The sequence below is a fragment of the Pseudomonas bananamidigenes genome (assembly GCF_001679645.1).
In the GTDB taxonomy this organism is placed as follows: domain Bacteria; phylum Pseudomonadota; class Gammaproteobacteria; order Pseudomonadales; family Pseudomonadaceae; genus Aquipseudomonas; species Aquipseudomonas bananamidigenes.
On sequence record NZ_LRUN01000046.1, the window covers coordinates 59,281 to 79,428 of the forward strand.

Genomic DNA, 20,148 nt, shown 5'->3' on the forward strand with positions numbered 1-20,148 from the left:
CCCCTTTGTTCGTTATCAGTCGCGATAGCGTGCAGCCGGTGCACTGCGCGACAGGTCAGGCATGAGCTTCTGGCGCGCCGCCTCGTAGGCACTCCAGTCGGCCAGCTCGGGAAGTGCCGGAATGGTGACGAACTCACCCTGGTCGAGGCCGGACAGTGCCGCGTCCACCATGTCGTCCGCCCGCATCACAATGGCCTCCGGCAGATGCTCCAGCGGTGTGCCGGCCACGCTCCAGAATTCGGTGGCCGTCGCGCCCGGCAGCACCACCTGGACCCGGACATTTTTGTCCGCCAATTCATGCCGCAAGGATTGGCTGAACGCCAGGACGAACGCCTTGGACCCGCCGTAAACACCGTTCAACACCTCCGGGGCGATGGCCACGATCGAGGCGATGTTGATCAACGTGCCGCCGCCACGGGCAACGAAACCCGGGACCGCCGCATACGTCAGGCGCATCAGCACGTTCACGTTGAGCGTCAGCAAGTCTTCGAGCTTGTCGACGTCCGACTCCAGCAAGGGCTGAGTCGCGCCAACCCCGGCATTGTTCACCAGCACAGAAATGTTGCTGTCCGTTCTGAGCCGCGCTTCGACCCGTGCCAGATCGGCCCGGTCGGAGAGATCGGCCGCCAGGACTTCAACGTGACGGCCGGTTTCTTCACTCAGGCGCTTGGCCAGGACATTCAGGCGGTCGCGATTTCGTGCGACCAGAATCAGGTCATGGCCACGGCGGGCCAGGCGTTCAGCGTAAATGGCACCGATGCCGGACGAAGCGCCGGTGATCAGGGCGGTACCGAGGCGGGATTGAGTCATGTCGAGTCTCCAGGGTTATGGGAAGTGCTGGAGAACAGGATGCGACGGCTTGGCCATATCTCAAATGACGTATATGGTATGGATTCAGGACATTCGAGAAATCACCATGCATCGCATCGGCTACTTGCTCACTGACGGTTTTCAGGTGCTCTCCCTGGCGACTCAAGCCGTATTCGAATTCGCCAATCAGATCGCCGAAGCCCCCTTCTACAGCATCGAAAACTTCTCGTCGGACGGCGGCACGGTGCGTTCCTCGCTGGGGCTGGCCATGGAAACCCGCCCGCTCGAGGCGCCCGGACTGGCCGACACCTGGATCGTGGTCGGGGTCAACGATCCGGTAAAAACCGAAACGGCCTCTGCTGTGCTCGATTTCGTGCGCCAGGCCGGCAGTCAGGCCCGGCGCACCGTCGGCATCTGCACCGGCGGTTTCATCCTCGCTGAAGCCGGCCTGTTGACCGGTCGCCGCGCCACGACCCACTGGGCCTACGCGCAGGCCTTGCAGAAGCGCCACCCCGAAATCAGCGTCGACGTCGACCGCATCTATATCGTCGACGGCCCCTTCTGGACGTCGGCAGGCATGACTGCCGGCCTCGACCTCGCCGTCGGCATGGTGGAGAAGGATCTGGGCGCCGATGCCGCCCGTTCGGTGGCGCACAAACTGGTGATGCACCAGCACCGCTCCGGCGGCCAGTCGCAGCATTCGGAAATGCTCGACCTCGCCCCCAAATCCGACCGCATCCAAAGCGCACTGAACTATGCACGCCAGCATTTGAGCCGACCGCTCAGCGTCGAAGAACTGGCCGGCGTGGCGCATTTGAGCCCTCGCCAGTTCACCCGCATATTCAGCGCAGAAACCGGCCAATCCCCCGCCAAAGCCATCGAAGGCCTGCGCCTGGAGGCCGCTCGATTGATGATCGAACAGAGCCGACATTCCCTCGACGTTATCGCCAGCGAATCCGGCTTTCGCGATCGGCGCCATATGCGTGAAGCCTTCATTCGAGGCTTCGGCGTGCCTCCACAGGCGGTGCGGCGGGATGCGCGGCAAGTGGAGGGGAAAGTGTAGATATCGCGGACTGACGAGGCGTCCCCTTTGTTCGAACGTCGATATGTGCAGAAAAAATATGGCCGAGGTCGTCAGTTACACCTGACAACCTCGGCCATTTTCTTTCCCACTATTGAGCGACTGCCATCAACCGATCACGTCTTCACCTCGACATGATCCAACGCCTGATTCACCGCCAGCCCCGCGACCATCACCACTTGCGCAATGCCCAGCGCCGTTTTGCGGTGGCCGGGTTCCAGGATCGCGGCGAAGTTGCTGAGCATTTCGCTGGCGGAATCAAGGGACTCGCAGGCATTGGCCAGGAGGGATTCGCTGTTGTAGGCGGGGTTGGCCAGGAACATGGGGTCGTGTGTGGTGTGACTGCCCATGATGCGTTGTTGCGGGGTGAGGTAATGATCGAGGGCGCGTTCGGCGGCTTCGTTCAGGGTTCGGGAATCGGGGAATTGGTAGGGGGAAACCGGGTCGGTTTCGGGTGGGTTGGGTGTTGGTTTGATCATGGTGAAACTCCATATGGGACTTAAGGAGCCATCACTCTCGCTACCAAACGAGGGGTGGTGGCCATACGAAGGTTGGTAGACCGGCCCATATGGAAAATCCGGCGCGCCCGAAGACGCCCTGCGCATGGCCACCATAAATCAGATACCGAAAGGCATCCGCGCTAGGTGACGTTATGCGTCATATGGGGAACCGGGCTACCAAACCCGATCACTGTTTTTCAGTGACCCGAAAACGATAAAACCCGCGTCCCAGACGCACAAGCCGGCGGATTCTGGCGTAGTCGTAGGCAATGACGCAAGGCTGTGTAGCCTTGAGGGCGTTACGGATGGTGTCTTTTAAACGGGGATTTTTGGAGGGTTAAACCGGTGGAAAAAATGAGGGCGGATTCCGAAAATGAACTCCCCCCCCCCCCTTTCTTGCTGCGGTGCAAACTGGAAGAACTTCAGATACGCGATTGCGACCAATTGAGTCCACTGGTTGAATCCACAACCCTGAGCAATCGTTCGATCTGAGCGAGAACAGCCTGAGCGCGTTGAGCAGCCTCGTCGCAGACCGTTCGGCTGGATTGGTTTTCTGGAGTTTGATGATGGGTTTTTCAACGACATTGTGGGAGTGGTACGGCCAGGATGAGCACAAGCGAGTGCTCGCCGTGTGCGAGGCAATCCCGGCCCTGCAATTTCTGGCACTTCCTGCGGATTCACAGCGGAACGCAATCCCCTACTGCCCGGCATGTGAAGCCTGGTCTGAAATGATGCTGCCGTTGAACGAAGTTCTTTCAATCTGCGGCAGCGCATTGCCAACAGAGATCAAAACACGGCTACAGGCGACCTGGGAGCTATGCAATGACCTGAGCGAAGCAGCATTTCACTGCGATGACTGGTTCATATTTGATCACGACGATTGGTCGCCGATCAGAACGGCTGCTGTAGAGCTCGGGGGCCTCATGGAATTGCTGGAAATCACTCCCTTTCTGGATGACCTGTTACTGGATTGCCGGAATGCAGTGCGTGGAATAAAGCGTTGATCCCTTTGATAAGGCCTGTTGAGGTAAGAGATATTGAGCGTGTTCGATGGGCGCTCTATTACCTAGCCGTTTCTGGGCGGTTATGGTTGTTCGTCAGTGACCGGTTGAATCCCCAGCCATTAGCAGCCATTCATTTATGGTCAGGTTCAGGAGAAAACTGTCAAGTTGCTCACCAAGTTTTATGACGTTGCCTCTCTCGCGTGCTCCTAGCGTTGTTATCCGCAAATAGCGGAATTTAAAACTCTACTTATTCACATGGTCAATGATCTGATCCATTAAATTCTTTAACGGCTGCACGCGAGCTGCATGGGCTTCCTTTTCACGGTTATGCCACCCAAGAAACACACCTTCTAAATGACATTTCCACCGAAATGATCCGTGATTATCTACGGCGGCCAGCACCTCAAATACCGGTCCACCACTGGTTCCACTGAAGCATGGGGGATTTGCAGGCTCCATCTTGGTATTGATTACCCGCTTCTTGTCGAAGCGAAAGCCAACAGGGTTCGAGATGTGCGACTTAGCGGAAGGTCGCTCAATTCGATCAGTGAAGCTTGTGCCATGAGTAACGATTTGGGTCTTGTTGAGACGCGGGTTAAGCCCGTTTTTTGAAGCGGGATATCCTATTGCTACCCAAATTCCGATTGGGGAGTAGTGAGTTACAGAATCATCAAGAGGAACAGCTTTTAGCCTTTCAATCTTCGCATATGAAAACCAAGCCTCAGGCAGTAGGGCTACAGCGATATCGTCGATCTTACATCGGACAATAGGAATGCCATTAAGTAATGCACCCTTTCCGTTTACATTGACGCCGAACTTACGCAGTGGATTTTGGTCATCAAAGACATGCGCAGCTGATACCAGAAAATAGTGTCCTCGCCGAGCTGCGAAGAAACTGGAGCCAATCAGGTCAGCGGCTCCAGTAATTTTTCCGCTTTTACTTACCTGCTCAATAAACAACGGAGCTGTGCACTGCCCCCATTTTTTAATCACCTCATCGACGTACTCCAAGAAATTATCTTCTCTAAACGGTAAGTAAATCGACATAATTTTCCTTTTTAGAAAAAGTGCAGAATAAAGCGGAAGAATTTATTTTCAGAAAACGGATTCTAATCAAAAAATGGGACTGATTTATTTCTCAGAAAATAAATCAGCCTCCCTTCTCTGCCGATTAATTAATCAGTTTGATAATGAACGTAGCATTCAAAACCTTGTTCTTTTAGAGAGTTAGCCATGGCTTCGGCTGTTTCTGTTCTGCGATTTGCTTGACCTGAAGATGGGTTCGGCAAGTAAAGCCTTCTTGTGTGCCTAGAATTCGCCGGGGCGAGATAGCCAGGCAATCCAGCACTATCTATCGCAGACTGACGAACGCCTTTCATTTTTATGGCAACACTATCAAGATTGCAACTGCCACTATCATCAGGATATTCAGAGTCTGCCTTTTTCCCAATTTCAATTGCTAACGATATTGCTTCTTTAAGCCGGAGAAGGTCTTTATTTTTCATAACGTTCCATGTCTACTCTTATTAAATATGATTAGTCTAAAGGTACTGATTCCCGTAGATGGCAATCTATAGAATTGATCAACGAGCCTTCGCATAGATTACAGCAGCTAAAGCGGACCTTAAAGCCAGTGTCCGCTACTGGCCGATAGCGGACATTCATGAGCAGCCGAAGTCAACCCGCCCCCCAACCCACCCCCGACTATACCCAACCACCCTCCCCGCCAACCCCAGCGGAAAATGAATCACCCCATGCGCCGTTTCCGGCAACAAATGCACTTCAACCTCCGCCGCCCTACCCCAACGCTCAGCCAACTCAAGCGTGTCATTCCTGAGCGGATCCAGCTCCGCCGCAAACATCAACGCCGGCGGAAACCCGGTGAAGTCGCCGTACAACGGAGACAGCGGCGGCTGCCGGCGTTGTTCATCGCTCAATCCCGGCGTGAGCATTTGCAGCGCTTCAACCATCCCCGGCCCGTCCAGCAGCAAGGTCTCGGGCCCGGCGTTGCGTACGCTGGGGGTTCCGGTCAGGTCGTAGACGCCGTAGTACAGCAGCGCCCCGCTCACCCGTTTGAGCAAGTGCGGCCATTGTTTGAGTTGCAGCAGGGTTGCGACGGCGAGGTGGCCGCCGGCGGATTCGCCCACGACGATGACGGGGAGGTTGGCAAACTCGTGGCAGTCATCGCTCAGCAGCCAGCGGGCCGCCGTGAGGCAGTCTTCCATGACGCCTTCAATCGGCGTCGAGACCACCAGCCGATAATCGACCGAGACCACGGCTACGTCGCAGGCTTTCACCATGCCGATATTGAGGGGGTCGTTCATCTGCGCATTGCCGATGACCCAGCCGCCGCCATGAAAATCCAGCACCACGCCTTTGGCTTTTGTCTTGGGTCGGATGATCCGTACCGGCACTGAAGCGCCGTCGACGCTCACCACTTTGCGTTCGGCCTCAAGCCCGAGCTTGCGCAACTTTCTCGCGCCGCCCAATTGGCTGAGGCGAAGCAGCATCTGAATCACCCGTGGTGTGATGCGATTGCGGATGCGAAAGCGCGGCAGCCGGGCAAGTTTCTTGTTGAAGGCGCGCAATTGCGCCAACTCGTCTTCGTCCGCTGGCCAGTCCATTGATGTCTTCATACGTCCTTTTTATCCGCGGTTGTTGCGCAGTATGGAGAAATTCAACGCCGCCGCGACACACAGCCATGCCAGGTAAGGGAACAGGATCAAACCGGTGATCACGTCCAGGCGCAAGGCCAACACCACCATCGCCGCGACTACCAGCCACAGCAGCGTGATGATCAGCATGCCGGCGAAGAGGCGATGGGCGCCGAAGAATACCGGCGTCCACAAGGTGTTCAATGCAATTTGCGCTGCCCACAGGGCGAGGACCGTTTCGCTGCCGGGGGTCAGGGTCAGGCGATAACCGACCCATGCGAGCAACAGGTAGATCGTTGTCCAGGCAACGGGAAACACCCAGTTGGGCGGTGTGAAGCGTGGTTTGACCAGCGATTGGTACCACGGGCCCGGCTGGAAAATCATCCCGGTGCTCGCTGCCGCACCGCAGGCCAACAGGAAAATTAGAAAGGTCATCGTCTGTCCTTGGCTGATATCAGCGCGTTGAGTCTGGTTCTGCTTGGATGCCTGAAGCCATGCAAAAAGTTCATCGGGTGGCCCTCGCCTCGCTGATAGGAATAGGCAATGTTCAAAGACAAACCGACATAGGTGGGCGTTTCTTCGATGGCTACCATGAGCTGAAACCTCATTCACCGGAGCCCGTCATGTCCACCACCAAAACCCTGTTCATTACCGGCGTCAGCAGCGGCTTCGGCCATGCGCTGGCCAGGGAAGCACTCGCGGCCGGCCATCGCGTAATCGGCACTGTGCGCAGGGAAGCTGACCTGCACGCCTTTCAGTCGCTGTCCATGGATAACGCTTACGGGGTAATGCTGGATGTCACGGACTTCGAGCGGATCGACGACGTCATTGCCGAAGTTGAGGCGACTCATGGCCCGGTCGATGTGTTGATCAATAACGCCGGTTACGGTCACGAAGGCATCTTCGAAGAGTCGCCGCTGGAAGAGATGCGCCGTCAGTTCGACGTGAACGTGTTCGGTGCGGTCGCCGTGATCAAGGCGTTTCTGCCGTTCTTTCGCAAGCGGCGTGCGGGCCAGATCATCAATGTCACCTCGATGGGCGGCACGATCACGATGCCGGGGATCGCCTACTACTGCGGCAGCAAGTTTGCGCTCGAAGGCATCTCCGATACGCTGAGCAAGGAGCTGGCGCCCTTCAATATCTTCGTGACTGCCGTGGCGCCGGGTTCATTTCGAACCGACTGGGCCGGTCGTTCGATGCAGCGCACGCCGCGCAGCATTGCCGACTACGACGCCAGTTTCGACCCGGTACGCAAGGCGCGCGAAGAAAAAAGCGGCAAGCAGCTCGGCGATCCGCAAAAAGCGGCGCGGGCGATGTTGCAGATTATCGCCAGCCCGAGACCACCGGCACATGTGCTCCTGGGCAGTGACGCGCTGCGCCTGGTGCGTGAAAAGCTCCAACAGGCAGCCAGCGAGATCGATCAGTGGGAAGCCTTGACCCGCTCCACCGACCATTGAGTGGCCAATAGAGAGAACGCAATGAAGCAGGCCGACCCAGGCACCTCGCGCATGGTGCAACTCATGGAAACCCTTACACCGGTCGAGGGCTACAACCTGAGTGCACTTGAAAGTGTCCGCTTCCTGCGCTCCAACCGGCCACTCAACCGCACACCGGTGCTGTACGACCCGGGCATCGTGATCCTTTGTCAGGGACGCAAACGCGGGTATCTGGGCGAAGACGTTTATGTTTACGACGCCCAGCATTATCTGGTGGTGTCGGTGCCCATCCCCTTCACCATGGAAACCGATGCCACAGAGGCTGAGCCGATGCTCGCGATCTACATGCATCTGGATTTCCACCTGGCCAGCGAGTTGATGCAGCAAGTGGATGACCTGCACGGCCCGAGCGATGCGCACCCCAAGGGCATGTACGCCTCACCGATGGACGACAAGCTCCGCGCTTCGACATTGCGCTTTCTTGAAGCCATGAGCATCCCGGGTGACGCGCAGATACTGGGGCCATCGCTGCTGCGGGAAATCTACTACCGCATTCTGACCGGCGAACAAGGTGGATCGATGCGTGCCGCGCTCAATCGACAGGGGCATTTCGGCAAGGTGATCCGGGCGATCCGCAAGATCCACAGTTGCTATCAGGAGCGCCTCGACGTCGAGCAACTCGCCCACGAAGCCAGCATGAGTGTGCCGAATTTCCACCTGCACTTTCGCGGCGTGACGGACACCTCACCCATGCAATACCTGAAGTCGACACGCCTGCATCAGGCGCGGCTGTTGATGCTGCGCAATGCCATGACCGCTTCGGCAGCGGCGTTCAACGTGGGTTATGAAAGCGCCTCGCAATTCAGTCGCGAGTTCAAACGCTTTTTTGGCAGAACGCCGCAGGCGGAGATCGAATGGATGAAGGCGACGTATGCCTTGCCTGCGCCGACTTCGCCCTCGGAGTATGTTTCGTCGCATTAACGGGCAGGCAGGTTTTCCACGCTTGCCAGCAACTGAAGAAAACGCGCTTTCAGTTCATCGTCCGCCAGCCTTGCGCTGGCGTATTCCCGCAAGCGTTCCAGGGCCCCGCTCGCAACCGCAAAGCCCTGCTGTCCCTTCAGTTGCTGCGCGTAGTCACCCAGCACGGTGGCCGTTTCGTTGCACAGTTCAAGGGATGCCAGCCAGGCCTCGCCTTGGGACTGACCGTGAGCCAGTTCCACTTGCAGCGCATCGATTGCCATGGCGATGGTTCTGAGTCGCACCAGCAATTCCTGCATGCGCAAGACCAACACTTCCTGATGACTCTCGGCAACCTGCCACCCCGGCTCCAACGCCACGCGGGCCACCATCGCCTGGCAGTCGGCCAACTCGTTCCATATGCGCAAGTCACGGGGCGCGTCGTCGGCTTTTCGTCTCGTGTTCAGTGAGTTCGCGAGCTGGTTTACCAACGTCGCCAATCGTTGACGCAGCGTTTCACCTTCTGCCTCGGGCCACAAAAAGGCGTGAATCAACAGGGAAATCCCGACACCCAGCAGCACACCGATGATGCGATCGCGAATCTCCGTCAGGTTGGTGCTGGGCTCGAATTGCTCCAGCAACGCCAACGCAAAGGTGAACACGATCTGCACACCGGCGTAGCTGATTCGCTCGGAGCCGGCGGCGATCCAGGAACCCAGCGCAATCACCGGCAACGACATGAACAACAGGCCAACGATTCCGTCGATGTGCGGAACCACCAGAATCACCATCGCCAATGCCAAAGCGCTGCCCACCAGCGCACCGCCTACACGCAACGTCGCACGCATGCCGGTCGCGCCGAGGCTGGGTTGAGCGACGATCAGGCAAGTCAGCATGATGGTGTGGATGCCTTGCCAGTCCGTACCCATGTAGAACAGGTAACACAGCGAGGCGGCCAGCAGCGTCTTGACGGCAAACTGCGTGTACACCGGGTTTTCGAAGGCATCCGGCACCCACATCGGTGCGCTCTTCGGCTTGGTTTCCGGAATGCTGTCAGCCGTCTGCACATTGAGAAAAGACAACAATTCCAGGCGCATTTGCTCGTACACGCCGGGCAGACCGGTCGTGTCGATTTGATCAAGTGCAGACAATCCTTCGGGCGCATGGCCCGTTTCCAGAGCAGCTTCCAGATCCAGCACGGCCTGACGCAATAACTCGGTGGCCCGTGCATTCGCTGTGGGCGGTGGCAGTTGAGCGGCGAGCGTCAACAGCCGGGAAATACTGCTGATGCGTGCCAGATGCGCAGTCTGCCGACTGCGAAAATCAGTGTCGCGCATACAGGCGAATCGCAACAGTTGTTGCGACGCCAACACGCTGCGCTGAATCGCGGCGGCACCCAACGCCGCCCCGCTCTGCTCGCCACTCAGACACCGGGCAACCGTGAGCAACTGGGAGCGCAGATGATTCTGCAATTGCCTGACAGGCTCCGCCGGCAACAGCAACGTGTTGACCAACAGCGTCAGGCCGATGGCGTAACTGACCGCCACCCACACCCAGAGCACCAGACGCAAAACCGCCTCGGCCTGATCGGTCAGGTCGACGAAGGTCTGGGCGTAGATCACCACAATGCCGACCACGAAAAACACCACGCCGATCCGGGTCACACGAATCAGATACGCACTGCAGAAAAACAGCGCGCAAGCGCCGAGAATACGCAGCAGCGGATAGCCGTAGGTGAATTTCAGCAGCAGGATGGTCAAGCCGATGGCCAGTGTCGCGCCGACCAGAAACAGCATCCCGACCATACGGGTCAGCACTACGTTGGTTTGCGTCACGTAGAACACCACGATCAGCGAGAGCGCCAGCAACGGCACCTGCAAAGTCATCGAAATGACGATCACCAGCGCACTGCCCAGCAGCGTGCGCAACAGCAGGTTCATACGACCTGGATAGGGCTGAAGTTCATCGACCAGAAACCGGTACAGGCGCTCCAGACCGCCCCGGTTCCAGTCTTGCGCCGAGTGTTTCATTGGCCAGTCTTGGCCGGTTCGTCAGGGCGCAACACGGCGACGGCGGAGGCGCCGATACGGAACAGCTCCGGGTCCGGATCCTGCACCGAGATCTTCACCGGAAACCGCTGCGAAACCCTGACCCAGTTGATGGTGCGCTGCACACGCGGCAGACCTTCGATCACGGTTCCGCCGTCATCCGGCAGCACACCGAAACTGAGCGAGTCGACCCGCCCCTGAAAGCGCTTGCCGGTGTCGCCCAACAAATAAAGCGTGGCGGTCGTGCCGGCTTTGATGCCTTTCAGATCGGTCTCGCGAAAGTTCGCCACCACGTACCAATGGCGCGTATCGATCAGGGTGAAGATGGGTTTGTAGGCCGAGGCGAACTGGCCGACGGTGGTGCGCAAAGACGCGATTCGTCCGTCGAAAGGCGCGCGCACTTCGGTGAATTCCAGGTTCAGTTCGGCCAGGGAGATCTGCGCCTCGACCTCGGCCCGCTGCGCCACCAGCGCATCCACACCGCTGACGGCAGCGGAGGCTCGTTGGGCCTGTAATCGGGAGGCGTTGAGTTCGGCAGCTGTCGAACGTTGCGCCGTGCGCGCCTGATCCACGGCCTCCACGGACACGTAGCCCTTGGCGAGCAGTTTCTCCAGACGCTGAAGGGTGTCGTTGGACTGAGTGGCCTGCGCCCTCGCCCGTTCGACCGACGCCACCGCCGATGCGGCCTCGTATTGCTGGGCGTTCACGCTGCGCTGGGTCAAGCCGATCTGATGGTTGAGGGTCACCAGCCGCGCCCTGGCCTGATCCAGCGCGTCCTGATACGGACGTGCATCGATGCGGATCAACAGATCGCCCTGCTTGACCCACTGGTTGTCGCGCACCGGCATTTCGACGATCCGGCCGTTGACCTCCGGAACGACATCGATGGTATCGGCGTACACATAGGCATCGTCGGTGCTCGGCCGGGTTTCGGTTTGCCAGAGCACATAACCCAGCAGCAGGAGCGCTGCCAGAACGATCAGCAGCGCCGGTACACGGCTTGCACGTGGTTTTGCGTCGGTTTTATTCATGGCGGTCATTCATCGGTGGAAGACGACGAGCCACAACAGCATCGCCAGGAGTCCGGTCAGCGCCGGGTAGCTCAGTGCCAGAGGCGCAATGCGTTCGCGCAGCGAGCATTTGCCCAGGATCACGTGGATCGCCGTGGTTGCCACAACGCCGCCGACCATGCAGAACAACCAGTCGGGAAATGCCGCACCGAACAGTACAAGCGAGGGGGATGTGGAGCAGCCGCTGAGCAGTAGAACGACGGGGATCAGTGCCAGCCTGACGGGATCGAATGAAGGCATGCCGACCTTCGCAAGTGACGACTGACGCAAACCGGAACCTCTGGGCAAGGAATTGACCTGCGCACCTTACCGATCCGTCCGCGGTCCCGATATTGGAAAAAAACACAACTTCGTTGTGACAGGAAACAACCGGGAAACCGGGCTGAAAGCGTTGTTGAACCGGCCTGTTGAACGTAAGAACATAGAGCGCGCACAGACACTCGCCAACGAGTCAAACCGACCCTTCCAGGCGCAAAAAGGTGAACGCAATGACGCCCATTCCCACCCTCAGCGCTCGCCTTGCGACGATCACCCGCGAGTTTGCGAACACCCCTTCCCTGCTCACTGCGAAGATCAACAGCCAGCTCAACGGGATGGCAGGCTACAAGGATCTCACGCCCGAAGCCCGCAAGGATCTGGAAAACTCCCTCAGCTACACCGCGCGCCTGTGGTGCGAAACACTGCTGACCGGCGAGGGGTTGTCACCGGACACTCGCCGTGCGCTGCGGGAAATCGGTTGCCGGCGCGTCCATCAGGGCGTGCCTCTGCAATCGTTGATGCGCGGTTTCAGTCTGGGCGTTCGCGGGATCTGGAGCGGCTATCTGGAGCTCGCCAGAGACGACGATGCATTAAGCAAAGAGTTGCTGTCGCAGATTTCCGGCTACATGTTCGACTTCTTCGACGATATTGCCGAAGAAGTGGTCCAGGCGTATCTGGAAGAACAGATTCAGAAGGTTCGCTGGCGGGAACACCTGCACCAGCGGCTTTATCACTTCCTGTTGCATGCGCCACACGATACCGAAGGCTTTGAGGAAACCCTGTCGGCCCTCGGCCTGGACGCCAGCACGCCCCGCGTGGCCCTCGCACTGGAACTGCCGTTGCGTCCTGTCCAGCCGTTGCAGCGTGAAGATGAATTCGACCGCCTGACCCTGCAGGTTGCCCGGCACCTGAAGATCCCGGTCAAGGAACTGATCCGCGTCTGGTACCGCGACAGACTGGTGATCTGGCTGCCGGGCATCAAAGGCGAAACCCTCACGCAATGCGACCAGCGCCTGAGCGACAGCGCCGCGTCACTGCCGGCGTTGCTGCCGTCGTTGCGTGGTATCGGCATCGGTCTGCTTAATCAGGGGATCGCCGGCTGGATCGGCACGGCACAAGAAGCGATCAAGGCCATCGACCTGTTCCCTGTCGACGGGGCCGAAGCACGGGTCAGACGCTATTCCAGCGTGCTAATCGAAGACAGCGTGCGCAGCCACGACAACACCCTCCGATACCTGATGTCGCTGATCGAACAGCTCAGTCATGAACCCGATCTGCTGCTGACACTGGAAACTTTTTTCTCAAGCGGCCGTCACCGCGCCCAGACGGCAAAGACGCTGGGCATTCACCCGAACACCCTCAATTACCGCACCGCCCGGATCGAAACCCTCTTGGGAGCGGATCTCAACGACATCAACTGGATCAGCCGGCTGGACACGGCCCTGAAGCTGCGCCGGCACTCGATCAGCAAGGGCCAGGAGCGCTAGACGCTCAGGCGCCCAAAAGTCGCCGGGTGGTCGCCATCGACGTGCTCAGCGACTGCCCGGTCCGTTGCAACTTGTTCAACAGACTGGCCCCCAGCCACAGCTGATACAGGGTCTCCGCCAGTTGCCGGGCATCGCCGTCGGGCAGGCTGTTTTCGCTCTGGCCTTGCTCGATGCAAGCGGTGATGCGCGCCACCACGCGCTCGGCGCCATCACGCAAGGTCAGGCGCATGGCTTCGGACAGATCGGCCACCTCGGCACTGAGCTTCACCACCAGACACTCGTCGCCGTGCCCTTCCAGCGTGCAGCGATCCAGCCAGCCCTGCCAGTAATCCATCAGACGCTCGCGGGCATTCAGGCCGGGCAGCGTCAGGCGCCGCTCCATCTCGGCGAGGTAACCGACAAAGTAATCCTCGAGCAGCGCCTGGCCGTACAGCTCCTTGGATTTGAAGTAGTGATAGAACGAGCCCTTGGGCACGCCGGCGGTCTGCAGGATTTCGTTCAGACCGACACTGGTGAAGCCTTTCTCGGCCATCATCCGGTGGCCGGTGTCGAGCAGGTGTTGGCGGGTGTCGTCGTAGGTCGGTTTCATCGGGGCGCGGATTACCAGGCAATAGACCAGTCGTTTAATGCGAAGGAACGGGAGTTTGCCACACCGGTCCATGAAAAACATGCGGATAAAAAATCACTAGACGACTGGTCTAATTGGAAACTAAGCTGCGCCCCGACAAACTTTTCCCCGGTGTCGGCCCTGTGTGAATCCCTCGCACAGCCACGACTCCCGACCCACCCAAGGTGCTCTATGAAAATCTTGATGGTTCTGACTTCCCACGATCAACTCGGCAACACCGGCAAGAAAACCGGCTTCTGGCTCGAAGAGTTCGCCGCGCCCTATTACGCCTTCAAGGATGCCGGCGCCGATATCACGCTGGTTTCGCCCGCCGGCGGCCAGCCACCGCTGGATCCGAAAAGCGACGAACCTGACGCCCAGAGCGCCGAAACCGACCGCTTCCGCAAGGATCCGGCGGCGCAACAAGCGCTGGCAAATACCGGGCGTCTGGCCGATGTCCGTGCCGAAGATTTCGATGCCGTGTTTTATCCAGGTGGCCACGGTCCGCTCTGGGATCTGGCCGAAGACAAGCATTCGATTGCCCTGATCGAAGCTTTCGCCCGCAGCAACAAACCCCACGGTTTCGTCTGCCATGCGCCGGGCGTGCTGCGACATGTGCTCGGTGCCGACGGCAAGCCGCTGGTCCGGGAACGTGAAGTGACGGGGTTCACCAACTCCGAAGAGGCGGCGGTCGGCCTGACGGATGTGGTGCCGTTCCTGGTCGAGGACGAGTTCCAGCGCCTCGGCGCACGGTATTCCAAAGCTGCCGACTGGCAGGTACACGTCGTGACCGACGGGAAACTGGTCACCGGCCAGAATCCCGCCAGTTCCGCCGCTGTTGCCGAGAAGCTGTTGACGTTGCTCGGCTGACGTTTTCAGCGGTCATCCATCCGAAAGACGTGCGTCGCGCACTATCGGCCCGTTCAGCAGGCTCACACGGGTTGTGCTGAATGGGCACTTTCGCCGGGAGCACGCCTTGCCATCCGGTTCCGCCCTGTGGATTTCGCCTGGTACAGCGCCTGATCGGCCGCCTCGATCAGCGCCTGTACCTCTGCAAGCTGCGGACCGGCCGCCGCGGTGACGCCGATACTGACCGTCACCCTGCCGAACGGGCTCGCCGGATGAGCAATGGACGCTTGCGACAGTCGCTCCAGAATCAGTTGCGCCACGACCGTCGCCCCCTCGCCATCCGTGTCGGGCATGATGATCGCGATCTCTTCCCCGCCATAGCGCGCCACCAGGTCCGACGGTCGCCGCACACAGGCCTCAAGCACCTTCCCCACCCGTTGCAGGCAGGCGTCGCCGGCCACATGCCCCTGGGAATCGTTGAACAGCTTGAAGTAGTCGATATCGATCATCAGCAGGGCCAGTGTCGCCCCGTCCCTTTGTGCCCGGCGCGCTTCCATGGCCAAGGTTTCATCGAAACAGCGGCGATTGGCGAGGCCGGTCAGCGCATCTTTCCTCGCCAGCAATTCCAGCTGCCGATTGGAACCGAGCAGCTGCTGTTGGGTGAGCCGCAACTCCCCTTCCACCTGGGTCCGCCGACGTATATCGACAATCAGAAACCAGCCGATCACGCCCGTGAGCGCCAGCAACGAGGCAACCACCACCAGCGACAAAAGCGCCTCCAGTCGCCACGCCGCCAAGGCTTCGCGCTTGCCGAGCGCGACCGTGGTAATCAGCGGCAGCTTTTCACTCTTGCGAAACGCGTAGAGCCGCTCCACCCCGTCAAGGCTGGACGTGAAAGATGCGGTGCCCACTGACTGGTCCACCAGGTACTTCGCATAGATGGGTGACTTGGAGAAATTGCGCCCCATGTCCTGTTCGCGGAAGGGATAACGCACCAGCAGCGTACCGTCGGTATAGGACAGACCGATGGCCCCCTCCTGCCCGACGTCGAGCTTGCCGAACAGCCGCAGGAAGTTCTCGACGCCCAGGGTGACCGCCACCACACCGGCAAAATCTCCATGCGCGTCATTGAAGCGGCGACTCACGGTTATCACCCACTCCTGATTCGAGCGGCTACGGATGGGCGGGCCGATGAAGGGCTCGCGGGAGGGATCGTCGCGGTGATGGATGAAGTAGGCCCGGTCACTGCTGTTGGCCCCCGCCGGAATCGGTCGGTTGGAGGACATCAGCCAGCGGCCGTGTTTATCGTAGACGGCAACGCCACTGAGCTGCGGCATCAGCGGCTGTTGACGTTTGACCAGGGCACTCAAGCGTTCGATCTGCGCGGGGCCGCTGCCCTCGGTTTCCAGACGCTCGACGAGCCCGAGCAACAGCAGCGAGCTCTGCCGGACGATGCCTTCGGAATAAGTCGCGAGCGCCTGGGTCAGGTTCAGCCCGTGGACGTTCACCTCGTCCAGCGCCTGTTCCCGAGAGCTCAGCACCTTCCAGATGGTCAGCGACGCCAGGGAGCAGCCGATCATCAACAGCAACAGCATCACGAGGTGGGTATCACGCTTCACATCAGTACCTTTTGGAAAGTCCGTTTCCCTCATGGCCGTTGTCGGACCGGGGCAATATCGGCGACCGTCTGTTCGGGGCCGCGCAGGATACAAGCAGTCCATCGACGGCGCAGCAACGGCGTGTCGGCTCCTCGATGAACTGTTCGCTGATCGCCCGGTTCGATAAAAACCCCAATCCCGAAAGACGTATTGTCGCTAAACGACTTTCAGTGCCTTGAGAACGACCAGTGAACGCTCGGCGAATGCCTCGGCCTGTTCGGTCAGTTCGGCAAGGTTTTCTTCGGCGGTGGTCAGTGCCTTGCCGTCCTTGAGCAAGCCTTCACCCTGACCGCCGATGATGCCCCAGGCCAGCAGTGCCCAGTCGGCCGGACGGGTTTTGCCTTGCTTGATCGAAATCAGGAACAACTGCTGGAAGCGGCTGACCGTCACGCCACCGCCAATGACCGGGCTGGCCAGTACCTGAATCTTGTGGTCGAACAGCGAGCGTCTGCACAGTTGCAGATTGAGAGTGCTGCAGCGCGCCTGCACCTGTGCCTCGGCCGCTTCACTCTGGCACGGTGCCACGGCGCCCATTCCGATCAGCACATTAAGCGCTTGCTCCACATCGCCATAACTCAACGACTGCGTAGCTTCCAGCAAGTGGCGCAGGGTTTTCGGCACATAGGCGTCGTCCGCCAGCGCCTCCAGCACCGGGCCGTAAATTTCCGCTTGCAAGGTCGCCGAGCCCGCCGGCCCGGTGACGCTGCCCGCAACACTGTCCGCCAGTTGCATCAGAACAAAGCGGGTGCCGAGCATGCGCTCTCGGTGCTCGGAGGCGGACAGACGGGTAGCGCCACGGACGTAGAGATCGCGACGGAAGTTCTGGTTGACGAAGTAATCACGCGCCTGCTCGCGCATGACCGGATGCTCGATGCCTTCCAGAAAGTCCATGCCTTCGGCAGTCAGGTTGAGCGGGTCCACCGAATCCAGTGGGACAGCCGTGGTGGCGTAGTCGAGCTTGGCCGGGGCCATGGCCTGGACCACGTCGGTGAAGTACATGCAGTTCCAGTCGCGGTTGAAGTATTCGTGAGCCACGTACTGACGATTCTGGCCCTTGATGCTCTGCAACTTGGCGTCCAGCCCCGGCACCGAGTCGGCATAGTTGGGATTGGCCGCCAACAGCGCTTCGGAAAATTGCAGCGCAGCGTCGATACGCTGGTCCGGCCGTGCAGACGCTTGCGCGGCGAAGCGGTCATGCAGGCTGAACAACTGGCGCAACGGGGCCATGGGCGACCAGCCCGGGAAGCAGTTGTAGCTGATGTACACATGACCGCCCGGTTTGAGATGACGGCGGACAAATTCGACGATCAGCTTGTGATTGTCCCGGCTGACCCAGGTCCAGATGCCGTGCAGGCTGATGCTGTCGAACTGCGGCAGGTCATGGCGGGCCAGCAGTTGCTCGAAACTGTCGTCATACAGCCGCGCATCGCTGCCCCAGTCATTCGCAAGTCCAATCGCATGGGCGGCCTGGCCCGGATGGAAATCGGTACCGACATAAGTCCCCGGATTACCGGCGGCATGGATATTGATTGACACGCCCTGGCCAAAGCCCAGTTCGCAGTGATAACCGTCGCTGCCCTCAAGCGTGGCAAAACCGCGAAGCAACAAACAATAACGCTGGAAAACCGGATTGATTTCCCGGCTGTACCCGTAGGTGTAGCCTTCGTCCGTGAAATAACCTTCGTTCCAGGCATTGCTCATGCGCGCACCCTTTATTTTGGTAGTGGGAACGGCACTTATAGGGGTACTCAGGGCGATTCACAAGCGCAAAAAGCCCTGATTCTGTTGCGATGGGCTCATCCTCGGCCAATCACCTGCGCATACACCGACCGGTCAATGTTCCCGCCGGACAGAATCACCCCCACTCGTTGACTCTGCATCCTCTCCCGCTCCTGCATCAACGCCGCCATTGCTGCGGCGCCGGCGCCTTCGGCGAGGTTGTGGGTGTCGGTGTAATACACGCGCACGGCTTCGGCGATTTCCTCCTCGCTGACGGAGACGATACGTGCAGCGCCGGCTCCGTAGACATCGAACGCCTCGGCAATCGGCTTGCGCACGGCCAGGCCGTCGGCAAAGGTATTGGCGGAGGCGGTCTCGCAGAGGGTTTTCGCCTCGAAGGACAGCTTGGCAGCGGCGGCTTCCGTGGACACCACGCCCACCACCCGGGTCTCCAGACCCAGCGCATCCCGAGCGGCGATCACGCCACAAATGCCAGAGCCGCAACCGATGGGCACGTAAACGGTGTGCAGATCCGGTGCCGCACTGAACAGCTCCAGCGCATAGGTCGCCACGCCCTTGACCAGTTCGGTGTGAAACGGTGGCACCAGAAAGAGCCCGTGCGCCTGCGCCAACCGCGCCGCTTCCTCGCGAGCCTCATCGAAATCCCGTCCGTACTCGACCACTTCGCCACCGAAGCCGCGCATGGCGTTGTTCTTTTCCAGCGAGTTGCCCTGCGGCACCACGATCAACGCTTTCAGCCCTGCTTCTCGCGCTGCCAGCGCCAGGCTTTGCCCGTGGTTACCGCGCGTGGCGGAGACAATGCCTTCGACGTTCGGGTGTTCACGCCGAAGCCAGTGCATGAAGGTGATGCCACCGCGCACTTTGAAAGCGCCGGTCGGCGTGTGATTTTCGTGCTTGACCCATACCGTGCAACCCAGCCGCTCGGCCAGCAACGGCCAGCGATATTGAGCGGTGGCCGGCATCACCTGGTAAACCTGACGGGCAGCCTGTTCGATGTCTTGGCGAGTGAGTGAATGCATCGGAATCTCCTTGTGCGTGGCCCCAGTCTAGGCACAGGCACATCACGTCGGCTTTCAAAAAACCGACCTGACTTTTGCCTCGGTTCTTCACTACCATGGCGGTCATGAGCCATCGTCCGCCGTCACCCGTCGTCCCCGAACCGGTCCGTCGTATCGAGGCCGGCCCGTGGGCGATCGAATTGTTGCCCGGTGCCGCCTATGCAACCCGTTATGTCGCGACTCAATCGGCGATCGGCTTCGCCTTCGACAGCCAGCGCGGCGTGCACGCCATCGGCAGTGATCGGATCCGTCCCTTCGAAGCGCTGCCCAATGGTCTGGCGTTCGTCCCGGCTGGCTGTGACGTGATGTCCGAGTCCCCCACGGGCGGTGAATACCTGCGGGTGATTCGTACCGACGGCGTGGCGCTGGTGGGTGATCGGGCCTTCAACAATTACATCGATCCGCCGGCCATTCGCCTTGCATCGCGCATGCGCAGCGCGATGCTGAGGGCTTCGGTGGACGATGAATGGGAAACCTGGGCCCTCGAACTGGCAGAGCGAGCCCAGGGGCAATCCATTCCACCGACTCAAGGCGCCCTCACCGACCGTCGCATGCGCCTGCTCGACGAATTCATCGACGCCGGCCTCGACGGTCCGCTGGGTGTCCAGGCCATGGCGCAATTGCTGGATTTGTCCGAAGGCTATTTCAACCGCGCCTTCAAACAGACCACCGGCAAAAGCCCCCATAGTTATCTGATCGACCGACGCCTGGCCCGCGCCCGGGCGCTGATGCACGACGCCCGCGCCGGCCTTTCGGAGATCGCCCTCGCCTGCGGTTTCAATTCCCAGGCACACATGACCCGTGCGTTCACCCAGCGACTGGGCGTGAGTCCGGCGCAATTGCGCGCAGGATCGCGCCACGATGGCGTCATCGGCAAAAAACCGGGTGAGTGGTGAATTTTTTCGTGTCCGCTTGTATCTGATCTGGAAGA

20 protein-coding genes are annotated in these 20,148 nt (G+C 59.6%); 7 read left to right on the top strand and 13 right to left on the bottom strand.

The features are described from left to right. Nucleotides 1–15 precede the first annotated feature (15 nt). Complete coding sequence (locus tag BBF94_RS16670) at nucleotides 16–810, bottom strand: SDR family NAD(P)-dependent oxidoreductase (protein WP_065260081.1); 795 nt, start codon at nucleotides 808–810, stop codon at nucleotides 16–18. Between the two features lie 106 nt (nucleotides 811–916). Between BBF94_RS16670 and BBF94_RS16675 the strand changes: the two genes are divergently transcribed. After that, the gene (locus tag BBF94_RS16675; protein WP_065260107.1) at nucleotides 917–1,873 is read left to right on the top strand and encodes a GlxA family transcriptional regulator; all 957 of its coding nucleotides are present in this window, start codon (nucleotides 917–919) and stop codon (nucleotides 1,871–1,873) included. Nucleotides 1,874–2,007: 134 nt separating this feature from the next. Here BBF94_RS16675 and BBF94_RS16680 read toward each other — a convergent pair whose 3' ends face one another. Continuing rightward, on the bottom strand, nucleotides 2,008–2,370 hold the full coding sequence (locus tag BBF94_RS16680; protein WP_065260082.1) for a DUF6124 family protein: 363 nt from the start codon (nucleotides 2,368–2,370) through the stop codon (nucleotides 2,008–2,010). A gap of 587 nt (nucleotides 2,371–2,957) precedes the next feature. Here BBF94_RS16680 and BBF94_RS16685 point away from each other — a divergent pair. Then, nucleotides 2,958–3,395 carry a hypothetical protein gene (locus BBF94_RS16685; RefSeq protein WP_065260083.1) on the top strand — a complete coding sequence of 146 codons (438 nt, stop codon included), beginning with the start codon at nucleotides 2,958–2,960 and terminating at the stop codon, nucleotides 3,393–3,395. 243 nt (nucleotides 3,396–3,638) lie between these two features. Here BBF94_RS16685 and BBF94_RS16690 read toward each other — a convergent pair whose 3' ends face one another. The 4 genes from BBF94_RS16690 to tspO form a co-directional block, all read right to left on the bottom strand. Continuing rightward, nucleotides 3,639–4,442 carry a serine protease family protein gene (locus tag BBF94_RS16690; RefSeq protein WP_065260084.1) on the bottom strand — a complete coding sequence of 268 codons (804 nt, stop codon included), beginning with the start codon at nucleotides 4,440–4,442 and terminating at the stop codon, nucleotides 3,639–3,641. 128 nt (nucleotides 4,443–4,570) lie between these two features. Beyond that, a complete protein-coding gene (locus BBF94_RS27655; RefSeq protein WP_141676593.1) occupies nucleotides 4,571–4,900 on the bottom strand; it encodes a hypothetical protein in 330 nt (109 codons plus the stop codon). A gap of 156 nt (nucleotides 4,901–5,056) precedes the next feature. Beyond that, nucleotides 5,057–6,031 (bottom strand): alpha/beta hydrolase, encoded by a 975-nt coding sequence (locus BBF94_RS16695; protein WP_065260085.1) that lies wholly within the window; start codon nucleotides 6,029–6,031, stop codon nucleotides 5,057–5,059. A gap of 9 nt (nucleotides 6,032–6,040) precedes the next feature. Next, nucleotides 6,041–6,484: a tryptophan-rich sensory protein TspO gene (gene tspO, locus BBF94_RS16700; RefSeq protein ID WP_065260086.1), complete on the bottom strand. Its 444-nt coding sequence runs from the start codon at nucleotides 6,482–6,484 to the stop codon at nucleotides 6,041–6,043. A gap of 188 nt (nucleotides 6,485–6,672) precedes the next feature. Between tspO and BBF94_RS16705 the strand changes: the two genes are divergently transcribed. After that, nucleotides 6,673–7,506, top strand: coding sequence for an oxidoreductase (locus BBF94_RS16705; RefSeq protein WP_065260087.1), 834 nt, complete (start codon nucleotides 6,673–6,675; stop codon nucleotides 7,504–7,506). A 21-nt stretch (nucleotides 7,507–7,527) separates the two neighbouring features. Beyond that, nucleotides 7,528–8,466, top strand: a complete 939-nt coding sequence (locus BBF94_RS16710; RefSeq protein ID WP_065260088.1) for an AraC family transcriptional regulator — start codon at nucleotides 7,528–7,530, stop codon at nucleotides 8,464–8,466. Here the strand turns inward: BBF94_RS16710 and BBF94_RS16715 are convergent. Genes BBF94_RS16715 through BBF94_RS16725 form a run of 3 tightly spaced genes read right to left on the bottom strand, consistent with a single transcriptional unit; the run spans nucleotide 8,463 to nucleotide 11,800 of the window. After that, nucleotides 8,463–10,472, bottom strand: coding sequence for an FUSC family protein (locus tag BBF94_RS16715; protein ID WP_065260089.1), 2,010 nt, complete (start codon nucleotides 10,470–10,472; stop codon nucleotides 8,463–8,465). The two genes, BBF94_RS16710 and BBF94_RS16715, sit on opposite strands and share 4 nt — an antisense overlap. Continuing rightward, a complete protein-coding gene (gene mdtN / locus BBF94_RS16720) occupies nucleotides 10,469–11,521 on the bottom strand; it encodes a multidrug transporter subunit MdtN (protein WP_065260108.1) in 1,053 nt (350 codons plus the stop codon). The genes BBF94_RS16715 and mdtN overlap by 4 nt, the downstream gene beginning before the upstream one ends. Nucleotides 11,522–11,530: 9 nt before the next feature. Continuing rightward, nucleotides 11,531–11,800: a YtcA family lipoprotein gene (locus BBF94_RS16725; protein ID WP_065260109.1), complete on the bottom strand. Its 270-nt coding sequence runs from the start codon at nucleotides 11,798–11,800 to the stop codon at nucleotides 11,531–11,533. A gap of 248 nt (nucleotides 11,801–12,048) precedes the next feature. Here BBF94_RS16725 and BBF94_RS16730 point away from each other — a divergent pair, with 248 nt between their 5' ends. Continuing rightward, entirely contained in the window at nucleotides 12,049–13,305 is a 1,257-nt protein-coding gene (locus tag BBF94_RS16730) for a PucR family transcriptional regulator (protein WP_065260090.1), read from the top strand. A 4-nt stretch (nucleotides 13,306–13,309) separates the two neighbouring features. On the opposite strand, the gene BBF94_RS16735 is transcribed toward BBF94_RS16730, so the two are convergent. Continuing rightward, nucleotides 13,310–13,894, bottom strand: coding sequence for a TetR/AcrR family transcriptional regulator (locus BBF94_RS16735; RefSeq protein ID WP_065260110.1), 585 nt, complete (start codon nucleotides 13,892–13,894; stop codon nucleotides 13,310–13,312). 210 nt (nucleotides 13,895–14,104) lie between these two features. On the opposite strand from BBF94_RS16735, the gene BBF94_RS16740 reads away from it, so the two are divergent. After that, nucleotides 14,105–14,782 (top strand): type 1 glutamine amidotransferase domain-containing protein, encoded by a 678-nt coding sequence (locus BBF94_RS16740; protein WP_065260091.1) that lies wholly within the window; start codon nucleotides 14,105–14,107, stop codon nucleotides 14,780–14,782. A gap of 62 nt (nucleotides 14,783–14,844) precedes the next feature. On the opposite strand, the gene BBF94_RS16745 is transcribed toward BBF94_RS16740, so the two are convergent. From BBF94_RS16745 to BBF94_RS16755, 3 genes are all read right to left on the bottom strand, one after another. Next, nucleotides 14,845–16,380 (bottom strand): sensor domain-containing diguanylate cyclase, encoded by a 1,536-nt coding sequence (locus BBF94_RS16745; RefSeq protein ID WP_065260092.1) that lies wholly within the window; start codon nucleotides 16,378–16,380, stop codon nucleotides 14,845–14,847. 195 nt (nucleotides 16,381–16,575) lie between these two features. Next, the gene (locus BBF94_RS16750) at nucleotides 16,576–18,120 is read right to left on the bottom strand and encodes a class I SAM-dependent methyltransferase (RefSeq protein WP_065260093.1); all 1,545 of its coding nucleotides are present in this window, start codon (nucleotides 18,118–18,120) and stop codon (nucleotides 16,576–16,578) included. Nucleotides 18,121–18,215: 95 nt separating this feature from the next. Further along, nucleotides 18,216–19,178 (bottom strand): threonine dehydratase, encoded by a 963-nt coding sequence (locus BBF94_RS16755; RefSeq protein WP_065260094.1) that lies wholly within the window; start codon nucleotides 19,176–19,178, stop codon nucleotides 18,216–18,218. Between the two features lie 95 nt (nucleotides 19,179–19,273). Between BBF94_RS16755 and BBF94_RS16760 the strand changes: the two genes are divergently transcribed. Further along, nucleotides 19,274–20,113, top strand: coding sequence for a helix-turn-helix domain-containing protein (locus BBF94_RS16760; protein ID WP_065260095.1), 840 nt, complete (start codon nucleotides 19,274–19,276; stop codon nucleotides 20,111–20,113). Nucleotides 20,114–20,148 lie beyond the last annotated feature (35 nt).